Annotated in this window: 19 protein-coding genes; 11 read left to right on the forward strand and 8 right to left on the reverse strand. The window is 71.8% G+C overall.

What is annotated here, in order from left to right; all coding sequences use genetic code 11:
• The 4 genes from ACRYR7_RS17960 to ACRYR7_RS17975 form a co-directional block, all read left to right on the forward strand.
• The coding region (locus tag ACRYR7_RS17960) for a hypothetical protein (RefSeq protein ID WP_432573480.1) at window positions 1-638 on the forward strand (638 nt) is incomplete at its 5' end.
• Window positions 639-881: 243 nt separating this feature from the next.
• Entirely contained in the window at window positions 882-1,178 is a 297-nt protein-coding gene (locus ACRYR7_RS17965; protein WP_432573481.1) for a hypothetical protein, read from the forward strand.
• Window positions 1,175-1,804 carry a hypothetical protein gene (locus ACRYR7_RS17970; protein ID WP_432573482.1) on the forward strand — a complete coding sequence of 210 codons (630 nt, stop codon included), beginning with the start codon at window positions 1,175-1,177 and terminating at the stop codon, window positions 1,802-1,804. Before ACRYR7_RS17965 ends, ACRYR7_RS17970 begins: the two co-directional genes overlap by 4 nt.
• A 96-nt stretch (window positions 1,805-1,900) precedes the next feature.
• Window positions 1,901-2,506 carry a hypothetical protein gene (locus ACRYR7_RS17975; protein ID WP_432573483.1) on the forward strand — a complete coding sequence of 202 codons (606 nt, stop codon included), beginning with the start codon at window positions 1,901-1,903 and terminating at the stop codon, window positions 2,504-2,506.
• Window positions 2,507-2,597: 91 nt separating this feature from the next.
• On the opposite strand, the gene ACRYR7_RS17980 is transcribed toward ACRYR7_RS17975, so the two are convergent.
• Both ACRYR7_RS17980 and ACRYR7_RS17985 read right to left on the reverse strand, forming a co-directional pair.
• Window positions 2,598-3,227 carry a CG0192-related protein gene (locus ACRYR7_RS17980; protein WP_432573484.1) on the reverse strand — a complete coding sequence of 210 codons (630 nt, stop codon included), beginning with the start codon at window positions 3,225-3,227 and terminating at the stop codon, window positions 2,598-2,600.
• 91 nt (window positions 3,228-3,318) lie between these two features.
• Window positions 3,319-4,452, reverse strand: a complete 1,134-nt coding sequence (locus tag ACRYR7_RS17985; protein ID WP_432573485.1) for a hypothetical protein — start codon at window positions 4,450-4,452, stop codon at window positions 3,319-3,321.
• A gap of 293 nt (window positions 4,453-4,745) precedes the next feature.
• Here ACRYR7_RS17985 and ACRYR7_RS17990 point away from each other — a divergent pair, with 293 nt between their 5' ends.
• The 5 genes from ACRYR7_RS17990 to ACRYR7_RS18010 all read left to right on the forward strand — a co-directional run bounded on the left by ACRYR7_RS17990 (window position 4,746) and on the right by ACRYR7_RS18010 (window position 8,658).
• Window positions 4,746-5,300 (forward strand): AAA family ATPase, encoded by a 555-nt coding sequence (locus ACRYR7_RS17990; RefSeq protein ID WP_432573486.1) that lies wholly within the window; start codon window positions 4,746-4,748, stop codon window positions 5,298-5,300.
• 121 nt (window positions 5,301-5,421) lie between these two features.
• Window positions 5,422-6,024 (forward strand): class I SAM-dependent DNA methyltransferase, encoded by a 603-nt coding sequence (locus tag ACRYR7_RS17995; RefSeq protein WP_432573487.1) that lies wholly within the window; start codon window positions 5,422-5,424, stop codon window positions 6,022-6,024.
• 9 nt (window positions 6,025-6,033) lie between these two features.
• On the forward strand, window positions 6,034-6,156 hold the full coding sequence (locus tag ACRYR7_RS18000; RefSeq protein ID WP_432573488.1) for a hypothetical protein: 123 nt from the start codon (window positions 6,034-6,036) through the stop codon (window positions 6,154-6,156).
• A 680-nt stretch (window positions 6,157-6,836) separates the two neighbouring features.
• Window positions 6,837-7,667, forward strand: a complete 831-nt coding sequence (locus tag ACRYR7_RS18005; protein WP_432573489.1) for a carbon-nitrogen hydrolase family protein — start codon at window positions 6,837-6,839, stop codon at window positions 7,665-7,667.
• Window positions 7,668-7,890: 223 nt separating this feature from the next.
• Window positions 7,891-8,658, forward strand: a complete 768-nt coding sequence (locus tag ACRYR7_RS18010) for a GNAT family N-acetyltransferase (protein ID WP_432573497.1) — start codon at window positions 7,891-7,893, stop codon at window positions 8,656-8,658.
• A gap of 128 nt (window positions 8,659-8,786) precedes the next feature.
• Here ACRYR7_RS18010 and ACRYR7_RS18015 read toward each other — a convergent pair whose 3' ends face one another.
• Entirely contained in the window at window positions 8,787-9,095 is a 309-nt protein-coding gene (locus ACRYR7_RS18015; RefSeq protein ID WP_432573490.1) for a DUF4193 domain-containing protein, read from the reverse strand.
• Window positions 9,096-9,851: 756 nt separating this feature from the next.
• Entirely contained in the window at window positions 9,852-10,115 is a 264-nt protein-coding gene (locus ACRYR7_RS18020; protein WP_432573491.1) for a hypothetical protein, read from the reverse strand.
• Between the two features lie 259 nt (window positions 10,116-10,374).
• Here ACRYR7_RS18020 and ACRYR7_RS18025 point away from each other — a divergent pair, with 259 nt between their 5' ends.
• Together ACRYR7_RS18025 and ACRYR7_RS18030 are read left to right on the forward strand one after the other, a co-directional pair.
• Window positions 10,375-12,231: a GAF domain-containing SpoIIE family protein phosphatase gene (locus ACRYR7_RS18025; protein ID WP_432573492.1), complete on the forward strand. Its 1,857-nt coding sequence runs from the start codon at window positions 10,375-10,377 to the stop codon at window positions 12,229-12,231.
• Window positions 12,232-12,423: 192 nt separating this feature from the next.
• Window positions 12,424-12,642, forward strand: coding sequence for a hypothetical protein (locus ACRYR7_RS18030; RefSeq protein ID WP_432573493.1), 219 nt, complete (start codon window positions 12,424-12,426; stop codon window positions 12,640-12,642).
• A gap of 5 nt (window positions 12,643-12,647) precedes the next feature.
• Here the strand turns inward: ACRYR7_RS18030 and ACRYR7_RS18035 are convergent, their stop codons facing one another.
• The 4 genes from ACRYR7_RS18035 to ACRYR7_RS18050 form a co-directional block, all read right to left on the reverse strand.
• Window positions 12,648-12,902, reverse strand: coding sequence for a hypothetical protein (locus tag ACRYR7_RS18035; RefSeq protein ID WP_432573494.1), 255 nt, complete (start codon window positions 12,900-12,902; stop codon window positions 12,648-12,650).
• Between the two features lie 53 nt (window positions 12,903-12,955).
• On the reverse strand, window positions 12,956-13,690 hold the full coding sequence (locus ACRYR7_RS18040) for a serine/threonine-protein kinase (protein ID WP_432573495.1): 735 nt from the start codon (window positions 13,688-13,690) through the stop codon (window positions 12,956-12,958).
• 248 nt (window positions 13,691-13,938) lie between these two features.
• Entirely contained in the window at window positions 13,939-15,339 is a 1,401-nt protein-coding gene (locus tag ACRYR7_RS18045) for an AAA family ATPase (protein ID WP_432573496.1), read from the reverse strand.
• A 53-nt stretch (window positions 15,340-15,392) separates the two neighbouring features.
• Window positions 15,393-15,806 (reverse strand): WhiB family transcriptional regulator, encoded by a 414-nt coding sequence (locus tag ACRYR7_RS18050; RefSeq protein WP_432573498.1) that lies wholly within the window; start codon window positions 15,804-15,806, stop codon window positions 15,393-15,395.
• Window positions 15,807-15,936 lie beyond the last annotated feature (130 nt).

The following is a 15,936-nucleotide window of genomic DNA, read 5'->3' on the forward strand; positions in this document are numbered from 1 at the left end:
GGCGCGGACGGCGCCGGCGCACGCTGCGCCGCACCGCGGTGGCCGTGCCCGCCGCCGCGGGCGCCCTCGTCGCTGCCGGTGCGCTGTGGGGCTCGGGCACCCCGTGGACCTCCACCACCCCCGCACCACCCGCGGGCACCACCAGCCCGGCCGCCCCCACCCCTGCCCGCAGTGCCGACCCGCAGTCCATCGCCCGGGCGGTCTTCCGCGACGCGCTGCTGAGCATCGACCCCGACCTGAACCGCTACGCCGCGGTCGAGGCGCTGCAGGACGGCCACAGCGGGCAGCCGCTGGGCTGGGTGATGACCTACCAGGACCCGCGCAGCACCCCCGCTGCCCGTCTCACCGTGCAGATCAGCCACCTGGTCGACGAACCTCCCGGCTCCGCGCGCACCTCCTGCCCCTCGCACGCGCAGTGCAGCGACGAGCAGCTGGGCGACGGCATCCGGCTGCTCACCGCCCGCATCCTCGACACGCGCCTGGTGCGCCAAGACTGGGCCCCTGAAGGACAGCTGCAGGGCTGGCACACCACCTCACCGCCGTCCACCTCGATGGGCGCGTGGTCAGCGCCGATACCCGCCTGGAGGCGAGCACTGAGGCCGAGCTGGCTGTGGGGCGTTCCTTCGACTCCCCGCTGATGAGCACCGCCCAGCTGCAAGCCCTGGTCACCGACCCTGTCTTCGCTGAGGTGCCCTGGCCGTGAGCCGGCGCGGGAGGGCGACACCAGGCTGCGCGCACCGGGTCGTGGGCGCCGGGCCGTGGGCGCCGAGTGCACTCATCTGCGGTGACGGTGGGTTCGGTGAGCAACACCGTGCAGTCTTCGTCGGGATCCGCGCGCGGAGCCAGCCGCGCAGCAGGATGCGCTCATGCGCTGGACGCGGGTGAGCACCGGAGTGCTCGTGGCGGTCGCAGCTCTGGTGCTCACCGTAGGTGGGTGTGGTGAGGGCGGTGACCTTACCTTCCACAACGATGGCCCCAATGACATCAGTGTTCTCTGGGACGAGGGCACCCTGCCCATCGACGCCGGAGGCGGAATGCAGATCCTGGGCTCCGGGTGCACGGAGGGAGACGTGGTGATCACCTTCTCCTCCGGTGGGACCCGCACGCTCACGGGCTCAGTGTGTCCGGATCGAGTGATCGTCATCGGCGACGGCGAGGTCGATCTACGCGAGCCGTGACGGGTTCGCACGCACTCGCTTCTGCCCCGCCCGCAACCGTTCACACCGTCGATGCGTCCCACGCCCATGCCCAGCGCGCGGACCGCGCGCGGCACCGCGCTGACCGCAGCGGCTCTCGCCGCCGCCACGACCCTCACGCTCGCTGCCTGCTCGCCGGCCTCCGGCGAGCAGAGCGCAGCACCAGGACTGGTGCCGCAGGGCCCCTCGTCGCCTTCGACGCCCACAGCCACCACAGCACGGCCGCCCTCGTCGGCGGCACCCTCACCCACGACGGGCACTGCCTGACCCTGGACGCCGCCCTGCCCGCCGTGTGGCCGGTGGGCACCACGTGGGACGAGCAGACCTCCAGCGTGGTGCTGCCCGAGGGCACCAGCACCCCCGTGGGCACCGTCCTGTCCGCAGGCGGTGGCGTCGTCCCCTTCACCAGCAGCGGATGGCCCCACGATCAAGACGCCGCCGCAGCCATCGAGCAGTGCCTGGACCCCAGCGGCCAGGTCGTCAGCTTCAACACCGGCGCCACGCCGACCAGCCCGCCCCAGCCACCCGCCCAACCATCCGGTCATCCCGCAGACTGCGGGACGCTGGGTCATTTCGGTGCTGCAGGCAGCGTCGCTTACCCGTGTTGACGGGAGGTACCTGATCTTCGTGCAGGACTTGTGCACACCTGCGGGGATCTCACAGGACAAGCCGCTCCAGAGCCGTCTAGCACCGAACATGAGCGGGTGAGCCACACCTCCGTGCCCAGAGGCTCAGCTGCCTGGCTCTGGTGCCTCGGGATCATCAGCCTGATCGGATCCACTATCGTTGCTGATACAACGATGGGCTGGGATGACGTCTGGGTCATCGGGCAGTGGGTGCCCCGGCGCAGCAACGCAGTCGGTGCCCTCACAGGCGTCGGTCTGCTGCTCCTCATCGCGGGAACCCGTTGGAGGATCGTCCTGACTCGCCGCGGAGCACTACCTCGCAGCAGGCACTGGGTACGGGTGGCCGGGGCTCGAGTGCTGACCGCTTTGGTGCTGATCGTCGCGCTCCCGCTGACTGTGTTCGTCGCATGGCTGGATGGCTGGGACGCATTTCACGTGCTGCACCCTGTCAGCGCTGATGGTTGCCGCATCGTGGTGGAGGAGAGCGACTCCTTTGACGGCGATGGCACGATCACGGTGTACGTCGCGCCCGCGGGTGAATATCGCGCACGGCGAGTCGGCTACCGCGGTAGCGATAGCCGCCTGTTCGGCGCGGACCGCTACGAGCTGACCTGGCACGGTGAGAGTGCCGGCCTGCGACTTCCTGCTGGCTCCGCTACTGGGCCGTGGTCCTGTTCTGGTTAAGCGCCGCCGCAACACAGCAACCTTCGCCCGTGGCGTCGAGCGAACGCTCGATCATCCCGCTGTCATGGTCTGACCGCTCGCTGCCCTCTCATCAGGGCACGACCACGCTGGCCACCACGCAGGAGACCTCCTGACCGGGCCACGTGCCGCTCAGCGTGAGGTCGGCCCCCGGCGTTGCGGCGACGTCGACGACCCGCGGCAAGGTGAGCCGGACGCCGGCGTTGATCATTGTCGTGATCCCGTCATGGCTGACCACTGGCGCTGTCAGAGCCGGGACGGCGGCCGAGGTGCCGCTGCCGCGCACGTGCGTCGTGGCCGGCTCCAGCACCAGCCCTTGATCGGTGGCGGCGTAGAGGTCGGCCTCCCGGCCGCCGGTCACGATGGTCATGACCAGGGCGCTGACGTAGACGGGGTCGTGGCAGCCGTCGTAGATCCAGCGGTTCCCGAGCGTGGTGTGCGTCATTGTGGTGATCAGAGAGTCGTCGGCTCCCGCGCGGGGGGCGCCGCGGTAGGTCAACGGCACCTGCAGCACCTGCCCGTCAGCGGTGGCCAGCAGATGCGTCTCCATCCCCACCTTACCGTCGGGGTCGTCGAAGCGGTAGGACCCGAGCTTGATCAAGGTGCTGGCGTCGGCGCCGCCGATCCATGGCTGGTGCGGCACCCACGCCCGCAGCAGCTCCAGCTTGGTGGGCACGATCGTTGCTGGATGGTGGACAGCCATCGGGCGATCTTGGCAGAAGGTGAGTCATCCCCAACTGCACTTCACGGTCATCCCGCTGTGAGGCGCGCTGCTCCGGGATGACTGGTGTGGCTCAGGTGGTGCTCGGGGGCGCCAAGGTCAAGGTGAGGTGGCAGGTGCCGTCGACGGGTCGGCCTGTGCCGCGGGCGCTGCTGTCGTGGCGGGTCCAGCTGAGCGGTGCGCTGAGGTGCACAGTTCCCGCGGCGGCGTGCGCGACGGTGATCAGCCAGCCGGGAAAAGCGGCCCGGCAGGCTGCGCCGGCACCTCCGTACTCCGGTGGAGGCGGTGGCCAGTCGAAGTCGACGGCCGGCCCGCCGGGAACGTCGGCGACCACCAGCAGTTGCCCGTCGTTGAGGACGGCCGCCCCCGGCTCCAGCCGCCCTACGGCGAAGTGCGAGCTGTCGGGAGGCTGGAAGGCCACGCTGAGGCCGAAGTGCCCTGGCAGGTCGCAGCGCTCCTGCCGGGCCGTGGCCCCCGCCGGTGGGGTGATGGTCCCCAGGCCCACGGCCACCGCCGGTGCCTGCTCGCTGAGGTCGCGGGGCACCACCTCGGCGCTGACCGTGACCCTCCAGCCTTGCAGCGGGGCAGCGGCCAGCTCCTGCGGGTCCCAACCTGCTGACCCCCGGCCTGCGGGTCCTCCACCTTCCACCTGCGAACTTGGCACCGGTTGTGCCTGGGTGGCGGCGATCTCCTCGCGCCGGCGGCGGTGCTGCTCCTCACGGCGGTGTAGGTGACGCAGGCGGCGTTGCTCCAGCACGGCCAGGTGGGCCTCCTGCAGCACCGCCAGGGTCAGCGGTTTGATCTGCTTCTGCACCGCGTAGATCTCCTCGCGCAGCAGCACGATGCTGAGGCCGCTGCCGCCGTCGTGGAAGGTGGCGATCCGCATGCCTGTCTCGTCGAAGGCGGCCAGGTAGCGGCACCAGCCGGCGTAGACCAGCAACGCCAGCCAGGACGCCTCCGGATCCGCCAGCGCGATGACGGTGTCGTTGCTGTGCCGCACCCCGGGACCGCCGGTGATGCGCAGCCGCGTCTGCGCTTCCCGCACCACCGCATCCAGCTCGTCTGGGTGGTGGGAGTGCACCTCGATGTGCAGTTGCCGGATGCGGAAGCGCACCGTCTGCAGCAGCACAGCGCACACCTGCTGCGCCAGCCGTGGATCGGTCAGCTCCTGCTGCACCACGCACGGCACCCAGCGGACACTCGTCACCCCACCATCGTCGACCACCACAGGCACCAGTGGGGCGATCTCTGCTCGTGCCGCCCCGTAAGTCAACGCACGGCGCCGACCTGCCATGGCACGGCCAGAGGCCGAGTGAACGCTCGTGCGGCACGCAGGGCGCGATCGTGGCCCGCGGGTGACCTCCTGAGCCCGCATCGATGTCCGGAGGGTGTACGGCCGGACGGGAAAGCCCTGGCTCCTCGATCACGCTGCCTGTAGACAGGGGCGCGGCAGCCGCCCGAAAGGAGTTCCACGTCGACCGGCGCAGCCAGGAGAGAGCCATGGACCGCGCAACGGTGATCTTGATGGTGGGCCTGCCGGGCGCTGGCATGATCACCCGCGCCCGCCACCTGGAGAAGCACCTGGGAGCACTGCGCCTGACGCCCGACGAGTGGATGATCCCCCTCTTCGGGCAGTCCCAGCCCGAAGGCAGGCGCGAGGTCCTGGAGGGTCGGCTGCTGTGGACCGCGCTGCGAGCCGCCGAGCGGGGTCTGAGCGTCGTGGTCGACTTCGGCCTGTGGAGCCGTGAGGAGTGCACCGCCCTGCGCTGGCTCTTCACCGCCGCCGGAGCCGACTGCCCCATCGAATACCTGCCCATCGACCACGACACGCAATGGGCCCGCATCCAGCGGCGCTGCACCCGCACCCCTGAGCAGACGTTCGCCATCAGCGCCGAGGAGCTGCTGGAGTGGCGCGCCCACTTTCAGGAGCCGACCGCTGAGGAGCTGGGCAGTGCGCCTGTGCCCGCGGCCCCGCACCTCCACGCGACCTGGTCCGCGTGGGCTGCTGCTCGCTGGCCCTCACTGCCGGACACCTGTGGACACCCGATCGAGTGAGGAAACGTACGGTCATCCCGCGTCGTGGGCGCTGTCCCTGGCGGCTCGCGACTTCACGGACTTGTCGATCTCCGCAATATCCAAGTGACCGGCCTGGCTGCGGCCTGCCAATCTCTCCCACGTGATCGATGGCGCCTGGACAGCCCAAGTAGCTCAGAACTACGACGCCGCCTCGGCCGGCATGTACGCCCCCGAGGTCCTCGACCCTGCCGTCGACTTCCTCGCCCGGTGCACTGCCGGGCGAACGGCGCTGGAGTTCGCCATCGGCACCGGCCGGGTGGCCCTCCCCCTCAGCGCCCGCGGCATCGCGGTCAGCGGCATCGAGAAGTCCGAGCCGATGGCCGCCCAGCTGCGCGCCAAGCCCGGCGCCGAGCACGTGCCCGTCGTCATCGGTGACATGACCACCACGACCGTCCCCGGAACCTTCGGGCTGGTCTACCTCGTCTTCAACGCCCTGACCTGCCTGCTCACCCAGGCCGAGCAGGTGCAGTGCTTCCGCAACGCCGCAGCCCACCTGCAGCCGGGCGGGGTGCTCGTGGCCGAGACCTTCGTCTCCCAGCTACAGCGCCTGCCCCCGGGGGAAACCTCACGCCCCTTCCACGTCGGCATCGATCACCTGGGCATCGACGTGTACGACGTGCTCAACCAGCGCCTGACGTCCTTCCACTACGACGTCCGCGCCGGGAAGGCCTCCACGTTCCAGTCCCCGCACCGCTACCTCTAGCCCGCCGAGATGGACCTCATGGCCCAGCTCGTCGGCCTGAACCTGACCGAACGCTGGGCCGACTTCTCCCAGCAGCCGTTCACCGCCGACAGCGCGTCCCACGTCTCGCTCTGGCAGAAGCCCCAGCGGTAACCACCGCCAGTTGCGGCACTCAAGTCCTGATCCAGGTGCGCTCACGGCCGCCGCGACATCCAGTCAGGCGATGACCGTAAGTGCCGCGCGTCGCCCGAGAGGCGCCGGCACCACCCAGTGGGTGAGCTGCACCATCTGACGAGGAGATCCAGTGCGACTGACCCTGCGACTGACCCTGCGCCGGCCCCTGCACCGATCCCTGCCGGTCGCGGTCCCGCCTTGCCCGCCCGACTGCTGGACCTGCCAGGTCGAAGCGGTACCGCGCCATGCGACCCCGCTCACCGTGGTGCTGGTCGGGCTCGTTCTCGCCGGCTTCCGACAGCGCCGCCACCCTCGCCGCGGCCGCCACGCCGAGGGCGCTCAGCGGCCTGGGCCGTGGCCCCTGTCGACGTGGTGGGAAGAAGCCCTGGAGTGAAGGGGGTTCGACTCCCCGGGTGAACGGCGGAGGAGGAACGCCAATGGCCGCACCCGCAGGACGTGACACCGGATCACCAACTCCAGGGGGTCACCGGATTGCGCCCCGACAGCTGCTGGCTTCACGGTCACCCACACATCATCGCAATCCGCGTGCTCACCGGCAGCCTGCGACACCGTGCGACGCCGATGACCGCGCTCGCCCGGCGACGTCGCACCGCCCGGCCTCCCCCATCGACGTCGGTCAGACCGGCACACTGCCCGGGGTGAGCATTCTGCGCCTCGCGATCACCCAGCCCACCGCCAGCCCCGACCCGCACCGCAACGGCGAGACCACCCGCCGGCTGGTGCGCACCGCCGCAGCACGGGGAGCACGCCTGGTGCTCTTCCCCGAGGGGCACCTCTCCGGCTACGCCAAGGAGCAGGTCCCCGACTTCGCCGACACGGACTGGACGGCGGTGCGTGAGCAGACGCAGGCGGTGACCGAGCTGGCCGCCGAGCTCGGCGTGTGGGTGCTCCTGGGCTCCGCGCACCCGCTGACCCCGCCGCACCGGCCCCACAACAGCGTGTACGTCATCTCCGACACCGGGCAGGTGCTGGACCGCTACGACAAGCGCTTGTGCTCGGCCACCGAGACCCGCCACCACTACACCCCCGGCACCCAGGCGACGGTGTTCGAGGTCGGCGGGTACCGCTTCGGCATCGCGGTGTGCGTGGAAATCAACTTCCTGCAGGTCTTCACCGAGTACGCCGATCTGGGGGTGGACTGCCTGCTGCTGCCCACCTACCCCGTCGATGCGATCTTCCGCACCAAGGCGCAGGCCCTGGCCGCCATCACCACCTGCTGGATCGCCGTCTGCTCCCCCGACCAGACCCGTCACCTGGTGCCCTCGCAGGTCTTCGGCCCCGACGGGACCTGCCTGGCGGCGGCGACCGGGGACGAGGAGGTGGTCTACGCCGACCTGGACCGTGAGGACCCGCGGTTCCACACCGCCCTGGACCTGGCCCGCCCCTGGCGCGAGAGCGCCCGCGACGGCGGCTTCCACCGCGAGCACCTGGTGCAGGACCCTCGCAGCGACGACAAGACCACGCTCTGAGCCGGCACGCGGCCACCCCAGGCCCGCCTGCCCTCGCTGGCTGGCGTGGCCACGTGGACATCGCCGACCTCGCCGTCATCCCGCGGTGTGCGCGCTGTCACTGGCGGCTGATGACTTCACTAATCTGGCTAATGGCGCGCCGTCGGTTGGTGCGTTGGCCGTGTATCCGATAGGGAACGTCGGGCTGGAGCTACGCTCAGCAGCGGTGATCGACGCAGCCCGGATGCTCGCCGCCTACGACCAGCAGGTGCGCGGCTGGACACCTACCCACCCGCCCCACGGCGTGCACCACCAGCGCACCGGCCCCGTGCTGCGCATCGTCGGCCAGCACCGCGGCCTGATCGACCCACCCGTGGACACCGGCCTGCGCGGGGCCGACCTGGACCAGCTGATCACCGCACAGCGCGACTTCTTCGCCACGCGCGGTGAGGCCGTGGAGTGGAAGACGCGCGCGCACGACCAGCCCGCCGACCTGCCCCAGCGGCTGCTGGCCGCCGGCTTCACCCCCGAGGACACCGAGACCGTGCTGATCGGTGCCGTCGAGCAGATGGCCACCGACCCGCTCCTGCCGGCGGGGGTGAGCCTGCGGCAGGTCAGCGGGCGCGCCGACCTCGAGCGCATCGCGGCCGTGCAGTCGCAGGTGTGGAACGCGGACCTCTCCTGGCTGGCCGAGGACCTGCACGCCCGGGTCAGCGCGGCACCGGACGATGTGGCGGTGCTCGTGGCCGAGGTCGAGGGGCGGGTCGTCTCCGCGGCCTGGCTGGTGCTCAAGCCCGGCACCGGCTTCGCCGGCCTGTGGGGCGGATCGACCGTGTCGGCCTGGCGGGGGCGGGGCATCTATCGGGCTCTGGTGGCCCGGCGGGCGCAGCTGGCCCTGCAGCGAGGGGTGCGGTACTTGCAGGTCGACGCCTCCGGCGACAGCAAGCCCATCCTGGTGCGCATGGGCTTCGTGGAGGTCACCACCACGACCCCCTACGTCTGGAAGTCTTGACGCTCGGCGCAGGTGGAACGATCGCGCGGTGACCTCGCGCTACGCGCGATGGCACCGCTGTGCATGAGCCAGGTGACCTACGAACGCTTGAGGAGAACCTATCGGGCTGAGCTAGCCGAGGTGACGCGTCAGGCGGCGCAGTCGTTGCAGATCCACTGCCCGTCCGGGGTGCCCTGCCCGGAGTGCAGCTGGCTGCGGTGCTTGACGAGGAAGCAGCTGGTGCAGGTGAACTCGTCCTGCTGGCGCGGCAGCACCCGCACCGACAGTTCCTCGCCCGACAGGTCCGCCCCGGGCAGCTCGAAGCCCTCCGCTGCGTCGGCCTCGTCCTCGTCGACGCTGGAGGATGTCTTGTCCGTGCGGTGGGACTTCAGCTCCTCGAGGGAGTCGGCGTCCAGGTCCTCGTCGGTCTTGCGCGGTGCGTCGTAGTCGGTCGCCATCGGTGCCTCTCCTCACGTCGTGCACGGTCCGCCCCGCGCTCCGCCCGGTTCTCCGGCTGCTCCGTCTCAGTGGGGCGCCCTGCTCAACCAGGGCAGGTTCGTCCGCATGCCCGCGCCACACCACGGAGTGTCGCCGCACGATGGCGCCGCGGTGTCCGCACCGCGGCCGTGTCGTTACCGCTCGCAGCGTCGTCGGCTCGGTGCCGACTCGCCGCACACCTCGATGCGACGCGCGGTCGATGCGCCCGCACACCGCGGCACCAGCGCGGCAGCGAGCGCCTGCGGGCTCGGCGGCCGGCGCAGGTGCCGCCGGAGCCCCGCGCGGAGGGAATGTCGGTGCGGTGCTGGTGCTTGTAGGGGGTGATCGGCCTGCTGCATGTCCCCGGGCCTCACCTTCAGCCACCTCGAGTGGCCACTCGCCGAGAGGCGACTGCCGGGTCGATCAGCACGTCACCGGCCGCCGGGTCCTCAGGACCCGGCGGCCGTCGTGCACCCGCGTCCCGGGCGTTGCCGGGCGCCTACGCTGCCGGAGGGGACTGGCCCTTTCTGCCGGGCGTGGGAGAGCCAGATGCTTGCTGGCCGAGCCTAGGACGATCACGCGTGGGTGATGTCGGCGCTGGGGCCGTACCGCCAGGGCGTGGTGCGGACGTAGCCGTAGCGCTCCAGGCACGCGTCGAGCTCCTGGTGCGACCTTCTCCGTACTACTGCGCCCTGACCTCACCGCGAGCAACCCGCCGGCGGGTGAACCTGCGCCTGTCAATCGATGCGTTGGACGTCTGCCGTAGGTCCGTAGCGCCAGGGACCAACGCGCGACCATCCGTCGCGAGCAAGTGCCTCGTCGAGCTCCTCGTAGCTCCAGAGCAGGAGCACGGGCATCGTTCCTTGGTGCATGCGCTCCATCGCTTCGACAGGGTCCATCGCGTCGTCGACGGGGATGCGGCTGTGCTCAGCGCCGTTACGCATGGTCAGGACCAGCTCATCGCCGGCGAGGGTGGCGGTGCAGCGCGCGATGAGGGGCACCATCCGAGGATGCACCAGCACGGTACCTCGGACCGGACGCGCTCTGGCGGCGTCAGTGAGTCAGCCAGGCCGCTCCGACTTCACGGTCACGGACGTCACGATCATGACGATGGCCGTGTGCCGTTCCTGATGATCACGAACTGGCTGCCAGGCGCGGGGCGAGCAGGCATGATGACCTCGCTGAGGTCACAGACAAGCTGTGACCTCCTGGAGATCAGCTGAGCGGAGCGAGATCACCCCGGTGCCGACGCCAACGTCGATGCAAGCCGTCCTGGCACTGGCCGAAAGGCTCAACACCGTCACCAGCACCGATCAGCTGGCGCTGCTGGTCTCCGGCATCGCCCACGACGTCCTGGGCGCCGACTTCGCCACCCTCGCCGTGCTCGACGCCGACGGGCAGCACCTGGCCTACCTGGACCTGGCCACCTACCTGCCCGAGCAGGACGTGGCCCAGCGCTGGGCGCGGCTGCCGCTCTCGCACCCCTCCCCACCGGCTCAGGCCGTGCGCACCGCCAGTCCGGTCGTCTTCCAGCAGCTGAGCGAGTCGATCACCGCCCACCCGCTCGTGGGTGAGGACCTCACCCGCGCCGGCTACGAGAGCACCGCCAACCTGCCCCTGGTCAGCGCCGGCTCGGTGCTGGGCCTGCTGGGAGTGGGCTGGAACGCACCGCAGCAGTGCACCCCGGCCCGGCTGCAGCTGGCGCAGGCCCTGGCCGCGCTCAGCGCCCAGACCCTGGCCCGGCTGCGGCTGACCGAGCAACGCACCGGTGACGCCCGGCGGATGGCCGCGCTGGTCCAGGTGGCGCAGGCGCTGGGGGAGGCCGACGACGAGGAGCAGCTGCTGCAGGTGCTCATCACCCACGGCATCAGCGCCGTGGGGACCCAGGGCGCCGGGCTGTGCCTGCGCAACCCCGACGGCACCAGCGTGCGGGTCCTGACCAGCTCCTACTTCGAGCAGGACCTGCGGGCGCAGCTGCAAACCCTGCCCACCGACCTCGCCCTGCCGATGGTGCACGCCGCCACCAGCGGCACCCCCTACTTCCTGCCCGACCGGGCAGCGGCCACCGCCTTGTACCCGCACGCCGAGGCGCTGTACGCCCAGGCCCGCACCGAGGGATCGGCCGAGGTGCCCCTGTGGGCCGGTGGGGTGCTGCTGGGCTCGCTGTCCTTGGCCTTCGCCGAGGCGATGACCTGGCGCGACGAGCAGCAGGACCTGGTTCACGCCCTGGCGGCGCTGACCGCCCAAGCGCTGCAGCGCATCGCCGCCCACGACGCCGAAGCCGCGGCGCTGGCCGCGGCGGCGGGGATCTCCGAGACCCTGCAACGCTCGATGCTCACCGCCCCACCGGAGCCGGACCACCTGCAGATCGCGGTGCGCTACACCGCCTCGAACGCGCACGCCGAGGTCGGGGGGGACTGGTACGACGCGTTCATCACCAGCCAGGGAGCCACCAGCCTGATCATCGGCGACGTCACCGGGCACGACATGCGCGCCGCCGCGGTCATGGGCCAGCTCCGCAACCTGCTGCGCGGCATCGGCTTCACCCTGGGTGACCCGCCCTCACGGCTGCTCTCGGCGGTCGACCGGGCCAGCGCCGGCCTCGGCATCGAGGCCGTGGCCACCGCCATCGTGGCCCAGATCGAGCAGGACGCCGCCCACCGCGCGGCCGGGACCCGACTGCTGCGCTGGTCCAACGCCGGGCACCCGCCACCGCTGCTGATCGACGCCGACGGCACCACCCGGTACCTGGACACCGGCGCCGACCTGCTGCTGGGTTTCGACGCCGAGGTCGAACGCCACGACCACGAGCAGCTGCTGGCGCCGGGATCGGCGGTGCTGCTGTACACCGACGGACTCATCGAACGCCGCGGCGCGCACCTGCAGGACGGTCTGGACTGGCTGGCCGCCACCGCCGCGACCCTCACCCGAGAAGGCGCTGACCTGGAGCAGCTGTGCGACGGCCTGCTGGCCGCGGTCGCGGGGCACCTGGACGACGACGTGGCCTTGCTGGCGTTGCGGGCTCACCCCGAAGACGCCCCCCGACCCCCTGAAGCCGGCCCCGCCCACGTCCCGGCGGGACTGGCCGCAGCCCAGGACGCCTCACCGGAGCTGTAAGCACAGACCTGTGAAGACGGACCCGTGAGAACAGACCTGTCAGCACAGATCGGCTGGGCCGAGGTGTGATCATCGAGGTCGGCTGGCATGGTTCGGCCAGGACCCCAACCCCGGGTCCTGCCGCAGCCCTGTCGTTCTTCTCCGCAAGATCCGCTCACGGTCGGCGTCGACTACTCGAGCGTTGGAGAGCCGATGGAACACCTCGTCGTGACCACCGTGGTGAAGGACACCGAGTGGAGCGCTGGGGCCTCAGCGGTCCTAGCGGCAGCGCGCGACACCCTGCACGCTCGCGCCCAGCGCCGCGGCCTGACCGTGCAGGGTCAGCCCCACGAAGACGTTGAAGTGCTGCGCGATGCCCACCGTGTGCGGATCACCCTTACCGCCCAGGCCACCGCAGCGCCATCAACATGACGACATCACGGTCGCGGCTCGATGAGCGTGTGGTCCGCTCTCGTCACGGCGGCGCTTGGCGCTGGGCTGAGGCATCCGTTAGTACGGTCAACAGTCCAGAGCAGCCGGACGGGCACCGGCCTGGCCTCCAGCAGCTCCAGGGCCTCCGCGGCGTCCATGCCGTCGTCGACAGGTAGTCGGCTGTGCTCAGTGCCGTTGGTCATCGTCAGCACCAGTTCGTCCTCGTGCAGCGTGGCAGTCAGTCGAAGCGGGGGCGGCACGGGAACGACGCTACGGCAGCGGTGTCGGGGACCGCCTGGGCGCAGGTCTGGGGTCAGCGCTGGCGGAAGTCGGGGTTGATGATCTGCCAGACCTGCGCCTGCCCCAGGCCGCTGAGCGCCTGCAACTGCGGCTGGTTGCACTGCTCGGGGTAGAGCTCACGGATCAGGGCGTCGCGCACCCGGCGAGCGCCGGCCCAGCGGGCTTGGGTGGTGATGAGCTCGCGCACGGCCTCGGGCAGCTGCTCGCCGGCGCCCGCGACGTGCTCGAGGCCGGCGGAGCGCGCCCGCTCGCTCAGCTCAGCGCTGGTGGCGTCGCGGTACCAGGCCTTGTCCGCCTCGGCGGTGGGGTCCAGGCCCAGGCCGCGGATCTCGCGGGTGCGCCACGTCGGCTGCGCCACCCCCAGGCTCTTGTAGAGGACCGGGACCTCGTCGTACAGGCTCAGCGAGAGCGCCAGGCGGTTGACGGCCTGGTTGGCGGCCTGCTCGACCTGCGCCTCGCGGCTGGTGCGCTGCGCGGCGGCGCTCAGGCGCGCCTTGACGTCGTCGGTGCTGCCGGCGCTGACGGCGGCCAGGAAGCGCGCCGACTCCGGCGCGGGCCGGCCTCGAGCCGGCCCGACCTCACCGACCACGGCGCGCACGTCGGGGGAGTCCGCGTCCACGCCCGGATCCAGGACGCCCAGGTCGGCCAGGACCTCCACGGTGGCCTGCCAGCGCCAGCGCCGGGCGAGGTCGGCATCGAGGGCCGGCAGGCGCGAGGGGCCGGAGCGGGGCACGACACGGCGAGGCACGGGCACATCATCGCGGTGCGCGGCCGCTGGCAGGGGCGCCGGCGCTCTCGGCGCGGCGCGCGGCACCGTGCGCCAGGCGCCGGCAGGCCGGCGGGCGCGAGCTCCGCTCGACGCTCGCGCCGTGGAGGTGGCGGCTGGGGTGGGGGTCACGAGGACTCCTTCTGTGCTGAGGCCGGCGGTCGGGGACCGGTGCCCTGCCCCGATGCGGTGGGGCAGGGCACCGGTCCCCGACCGCGGGCGGGTGGTGCTCACCGGCGGGCCAGCAGGTGAGCGAGGACGTGCTGCTGAGTGAGCAGGTCGGTGTTGTCGGGGTCGGCGTGCTGCGCGGCGTTCAGGACGGTGGAGGTGTGCGGGTCGCACAGGACGGTGGCGTGGCTGCGGTGGCGGGAGAGGGCCACGCACAGGCGGCCGGGGTCCACGGCGAACTCGGGAGCCTCGCGGTACCCGGCCAGGGGGTGGATGACCACGACGGCTTCGCGTTCGAGGCCCTGGGCGGCGTTGGTGGTCACGCACAGCACATCGGGCAGGTCGGCCAGGTGCGCGGCGACGGCGCACTGCTGATCGACGTGCGGGGTGATGACGGCGACGTCGTGCGCGGTCAGGGGGCGCCCGCCGGGGTGCTGGGCGTCGACCACGGCACAGTGCAGCAGTTCGCGAACGCGCGCGGCGGCGGCGGCGGGCAGCGCGGGGTCCGAGGGGCCCGCGCTGGTCGCCACGGTGCGGGCGCTCAGCTCCGGCAGGCGCGCGCCGTGCTGATCGTGCTGCCCGTGCTCGTGGGTGCCTTCACCGGGTGCGGTCAGGTAGCGCTCGGGGCGGGCGGAGGTGAAGGGCAGGTCGGGGTAGAACGCGGGCTGGATCAGGGCGGTGGTCTCCGGCCCCAGCCGCCAGGTGTAGGGCAGGCGCTGCTTGGTGACGTGCTCGGCGCCGTAGCGGGCGGCGAAGGCGTCCGGGGCGGGCTGGTGCGGTCCTGCCGCCCAGGTGCGCCAGCGGTGCACGGAGCCGGTGACGACGGGGCGGATCTGGCCGGGGTCGCCCACGCAGACGACCTGCGGGGCCAGCGAGCCCAGGGCGAGCAGGCTGGCGGCGGTGGCCTGCCACGCCTCGTCCACGAGCAGCACGTCGCAGGGCCAGGCGGCGGGGTTGGTGACCTGCCAGCGGGCGGTGGTGGCGACGACCACGCCGCGGTAGTTGCGCAGGCCCGCGTCGCTGATGAAGGCCACGTCCGCGGCCAGGCCGCTGGGTCGGTGCTTGTCCTTGCCCAGCAGGGCGACCTCGGGGGTGCGCGTGAGCGGGTCGCTGTCCGCGCCGTCGCTGGCTGACGTGCCGGTGGCGGCCATGACCTTGCCCAGGCGGTTGGCCACGTCGAGGGCCTGCGCGCGCGTCTGCGCCGCCACGGCCGTCAGCAGCCCAGCGCGGTGCAGCAGCTGCTCGGCCAGCTCGGTGATCAAGGTGGTCTTGCCCGCCCCGGGCGGAGAAGCGATCTGCACGAAGCGGTCGCCGGACCAGGCGGCGAGCAGGGCGCGGGCCAGCCAGGGGTTGCGGTAGTGCTCGCGAGCCGGGGCGGTGGGAGCCGGGGCCGGGGCCGGGGCCGCTGTCGTCGTCGCCGCAGTGTCCTCGCTCGGGGTCCGGGTGGCGGGGAGCTTCCTCATGCCCTGAACACTAGCGCACTATAGTTAGTTCGGCAAGGGGGGTGCGCTGCCCTTCACGCAGCACCTCGCTGCTGACGCCGCAGCCGCCGGCGCTCGCGCTCGGAGAGCCCGCCCCAGATGCCGAAGCGCTCGTCGCGGGCCAGCGCGTACTCCAGGCACTCCCGGCGCACCTCGCACCCCTGGCACACGCGCTTGGCCTCGCGGGTGGAGCTGCCCTTCTCCGGGAAAAACGCCTCGGGGTCGGTCTGGGCGCACAGGCCCAGCTGCTTCCACGCACCGTGCTCGCCCGCGTGCACGAGCGCTCTCGGCCCACCAGCGCCGAGCTCAGCCGGCTCGAGGCGAGCAGCCGCCTCGTGGCCGACCTCGTGGCCCGCCTCGTGGCCGGCCTCGTGGCCGGCCTCGTGGTCGCCCGCCTGCGCGCGCGCCGGCGTCGTGGTGCGACGGGGCTCGCGGGGCGGATCCTGCAGCTGCTCATCGGACACGGCTGGCCTTCTCTCATCATCGGGTGCGGGTGGATCGGACGGGTGGACGCGGGTGGGGTACCCGGGTCCCTGGTCGAAGCAGGGGCCTGAGCGGTGCGCTCGCCGGTCAGCGCCC

The sequence above is a fragment of the Kineococcus gurbantunggutensis genome (assembly GCF_050871925.1).
Taxonomy (GTDB): domain Bacteria; phylum Actinomycetota; class Actinomycetes; order Actinomycetales; family Kineococcaceae; genus Kineococcus.

What these genes read in the sequence shown, in the direction of transcription:
- ACRYR7_RS17980 (WP_432573484.1), bottom strand. Translation starts at nt 3,227, where the DNA reads ATGGCTGTCCACCATCCAGCAACGATCGTGCCCACCAAGCTGGAGCTG.
- ACRYR7_RS18025 (WP_432573492.1), top strand. Translation starts at nt 10,375, where the DNA reads ATGCAAGCCGTCCTGGCACTGGCCGAAAGGCTCAACACCGTCACCAGC.
- ACRYR7_RS18000 (WP_432573488.1), top strand. Translation starts at nt 6,034, where the DNA reads ATGGACCTCATGGCCCAGCTCGTCGGCCTGAACCTGACCGAACGCTGG.
- ACRYR7_RS18015 (WP_432573490.1), bottom strand. Translation starts at nt 9,095, where the DNA reads ATGGCGACCGACTACGACGCACCGCGCAAGACCGACGAGGACCTGGAC.
- ACRYR7_RS17990 (WP_432573486.1), top strand. Translation starts at nt 4,746, where the DNA reads ATGGACCGCGCAACGGTGATCTTGATGGTGGGCCTGCCGGGCGCTGGC.
- ACRYR7_RS18030 (WP_432573493.1), top strand. Translation starts at nt 12,424, where the DNA reads ATGGAACACCTCGTCGTGACCACCGTGGTGAAGGACACCGAGTGGAGC.
- ACRYR7_RS18045 (WP_432573496.1), bottom strand. Translation starts at nt 15,339, where the DNA reads ATGAGGAAGCTCCCCGCCACCCGGACCCCGAGCGAGGACACTGCGGCG.
- ACRYR7_RS18010 (WP_432573497.1), top strand. Translation starts at nt 7,891, where the DNA reads ATGCTCGCCGCCTACGACCAGCAGGTGCGCGGCTGGACACCTACCCAC.